General features: G+C 66.2%; 1 protein-coding gene. It reads left to right on the top strand.

Features of this window, described 5'->3' with window-relative positions; all coding sequences use genetic code 11:
- On the top strand, positions 1-1149 hold a 1149-nt coding region (locus PMI42_RS12835), incomplete at both ends, for a chemotaxis protein CheA (protein WP_008134639.1).

Raw genomic sequence — 1149 nt, 5'->3', positions numbered from 1 at the left:
GGCCCAGCCGATGCCGGCGGCCGGCGCCGTTGCTGCTCCCGTTGCTGAAGCCCCGCCGCTCGTGCCGGAAGCTCCCGCTCCCGTCGAAGCCAAGGTTGCACCGTCGAAAGAAAAAGAAATGACCCAAGGTTCGCTGATCGACCAGACCCTGGAGCGCCCGCTGCGTCCCGGCGAAGTCTCGCTCGACGAGCTCGAGCGTGCCTTCCGCGAGACCGCGATCGAAGCCGCGCCCGCACCCGCTGCAGAAGCCCCGGCGCCCGCTGCCAAGGAAACTGCGAAGGAAGCTGCCAAGCCCGCCAAGGAGAAGGCCGCGCCGAAGAAGTCGGTCGCCGACGAGGCTGCCGGCGAGGGAGCCAGCATCGCCAACCAGTCCATCCGCGTCAACGTGGATACGCTGGAGCACCTGATGACCATGGTCTCCGAGCTGGTGCTGACCCGCAACCAACTGCTGGAGATCTCAAGGCGCAACGAGGACACCGAGTTCAAGGTGCCGTTGCAGCGCCTCTCCAACGTCACCGCCGAGCTGCAGGAAGGCGTCATGAAGACGCGCATGCAGCCGATCGGCAATGCCTGGCAGAAGCTGCCCCGCATCGTCCGCGATCTGTCGAGCGAACTCGGCAAGCAGATCGAGCTGGAGATGCACGGTGCCGACACCGAGCTCGACCGCCAGGTGCTCGATCTGATCAAGGACCCGCTCACCCACATGGTGCGCAACTCCGCCGATCATGGCCTGGAGACCCCCGCCGAGCGTCTGGCTAGCGGCAAGGGCGAGCAGGGCACCATCCGCCTCTCCGCCTATCACGAGGGCGGCCACATCATCATCTGCATCGCCGACAACGGCCGCGGCCTCAACACCGAGAAGATCAAGGCCAAGGCGATCTCCTCAGGTCTCGTCACCGAGGCCGAGCTGGAGAAGATGTCGGAAGCCCAGATCCACAAGTTCATCTTCGCGCCGGGCTTCTCGACCGCGGCCGCCATCACCTCGGTCTCCGGCCGCGGCGTCGGCATGGACGTGGTGCGCACCAATATCGACCAGATCGGCGGCACCATCGACATCAAGTCGGTGGCCGGCGAGGGCTCCTCGGTCACCATCAAGATCCCGCTGACGCTCGCGATCGTCTCCGCGCTGATCGTCGAAGCCGCCGGCGA

It is taken from the genome of Bradyrhizobium sp. YR681 (genome assembly GCF_000282615.1).
Taxonomy (GTDB): Bacteria; Pseudomonadota; Alphaproteobacteria; order Rhizobiales; family Xanthobacteraceae; genus Bradyrhizobium.
The sequence above is the reverse complement of the archived record's forward strand: the minus strand, read 5'-3'. Positions and strand labels throughout refer to the sequence as shown.